Annotated in this window: 1 protein-coding gene; it reads left to right on the forward strand. The window is 46.8% G+C overall.

Annotated elements, in window-relative coordinates; genetic code table 11:
* Positions 1 to 2,400, forward strand: a 2,400-nt coding sequence (locus tag ICN28_RS09435) for an Ig-like domain-containing protein (protein WP_216288259.1), incomplete at both ends; no start/stop codon positions are given.

A 2,400-nucleotide genomic window follows, 5' to 3' on the forward strand; every position in this document is an offset into this window, starting at 1 on the left:
CAGTCACTTATAGCTTGACTGATGACAATGGCACTTCAGTGGGTGACACTAGCACCTTAGATATTACGGTGACGCCTGTCAACGATGTGTTCGTTGATACGGATGAGGCTGTTACTACGCCTGAAGATACCCCTAAATCAGGCAATGTGATTGATAGCGGTTTAACGTCTGGTGATGGTGCAATTACTCTCACTGGATTTATAGTCGATGGCATTCTTGATAGTAATAATCAGATTCCTATCTTTACTGCAGGTCAAACTGCAACAATTGCTGGAGTAGGTTCAATAACAATTGCGAGTGATGGTTCTTATACTTTCACGCCGGCAGCTAATTACAGTGGCTCCGTTCCGACCGTAACGTATTCGTTAACTGATGGTTACGGCATCGAAGAAGTGTCATCTCTAGACATCACAGTGACAGCCGTCAACGATGTGTTCGTTGATACGAATGAGGCTGTTACTACGCCTGAAGACACCCCTAAATCAGGTAATGTGATTGATAGCGGTTTAACGTCTGGTGATGGTGCAATTACTCTCACAGGCTTTACCGTTGACACTAATAATGACGGTACACCAGAAACGTTCACGGCAGGTCAAACTGCAACGATTGCTGGAGTAGGTACATTAACAATTGCGAGTGATGGTGCTTACACCTTTACTCCGGTTGCTAACTACAACGGCACCGTTCCAACAGTTACTTATAGCTTGACTGATGACAATGGCACTTCAGTGGGTGACACTAGCACCTTGGATATTACGGTGACGCCTGTTAACGATGTGTTCGTTGATGCGAATGAGGCTGTTACTACGCCTGAAGACACCCCTAAATCAGGTAATGTGATTGATAGCGGTTTAACGTCTGGTGATGGTGCAATCACGCTCACAGGCTTTACCGTTGACACTAATAATGACGGCACACCAGAAACGTTTGCTGCAGGTCAAGCTGCAACGATTGCTGGAGTGGGTACATTAACAATTGCGAGTGATGGTGCTTACACCTTTACTCCGGTTGCCAACTACAACGGTACCGTTCCAACAGTCACTTATAGTTTGACTGATGACAATGGCACTTCAGTGGGTGACACTAGCACATTAGATATTACGGTGACGCCTGTCAACGATGTGTTCGTTGATACGAATGAGGCTGTTACTACGCCTGAAGACACCCCTAAATCAGGTAATGTGATTGATAGCGGTTTAACGTCTGGTGATGGTGCAATTACTCTCACAGGCTTTACCGTTGACACTAATAATGACGGCACACCAGAAACGTTCACTGCAGGTCAAACTGCAACGATTGCTGGAGTAGGTACATTAACAATTGCGAGTGATGGTGCTTACACCTTTACTCCGGTTGCTAACTACAACGGCACCGTTCCAACAGTCACTTATAGCTTGACTGATGACAATGGCACTTCAGTAGGTGACACTAGCACCTTAGATATTACGGTTACTCCTGTCAACGATTCCCCTGTTGATGGAAACGAAGTTAAAAATGTTGTTCGTAATGAAACGCTTACTGTTAATGCTTCTTCTGGTTTGTTGTTGAACACTTCAGATGTTGATGGTAATTCACCAATAATCACTACTTTTGTAGTGGCTGGCATCTCTGGATCTCAAGTTGTTGGCTCCCCTGTTGCTATTCCGGATTATGGCGTACTCACTATTAATGCAGATGGTAGTTATACCTTTGTTCCACATGTAAATTGTGTCGATCCAATTCCAGTTGTTACCTACACTGTCTCTGATGGTAATGGTGGATCTGATACATCTACGCTCACCTTAACAATGAAGCCAGTTGTTGATATCACGGCAACGGATGCGACTGCGGTAGAAGGTACGACGAACAGTACCTTGTTATTTAAGGTTGAGCAAAGCAATGCGAGCACCTTGCCGACGGACATCGTTGTGAGTTTAGGACTTGGCACAGTTGAAGCGGCCGACATCAGCAGCATCACGTATGTTGCTGCCGATGGCACGACCGTGGTACCAGTGACGGTTGCTGACTTAGTGGCTGGCTTAGCGTTGACGATCCCAGCGACGCCGGATGGCAGCGCGCCATGGTCGCCAGTGTTTACGATCACGGCGACGCAAGATGCGATTTATGAAGTGAGCGAAGCGCTCACCATGAACCTAGCCTTAGGTAGTGGTGAGACGGATGCGACCTTAGGTAACGCACAAGCGACTGGCACGATCTTGGATGAAGATGCGACGACTGCATCTGACATTACGGGTGGAGATACCTTAGGTGATAAGCCGGAGGTATCGATCACGGCAACGGATGCGACTGCGGTAGAAGGTACGACGAACAGTACCTTGTTATTTAAGGTTGAGCAAAGCAATGCGAGCACCTTGCCGACGGACATCGTTGTGAGTTTAGGACTTGGCACAGTTGAAGCGG

The organism is Polynucleobacter sp. 30F-ANTBAC, from assembly GCF_018882385.1.
Taxonomy (GTDB): domain Bacteria; phylum Pseudomonadota; class Gammaproteobacteria; order Burkholderiales; family Burkholderiaceae; genus Polynucleobacter.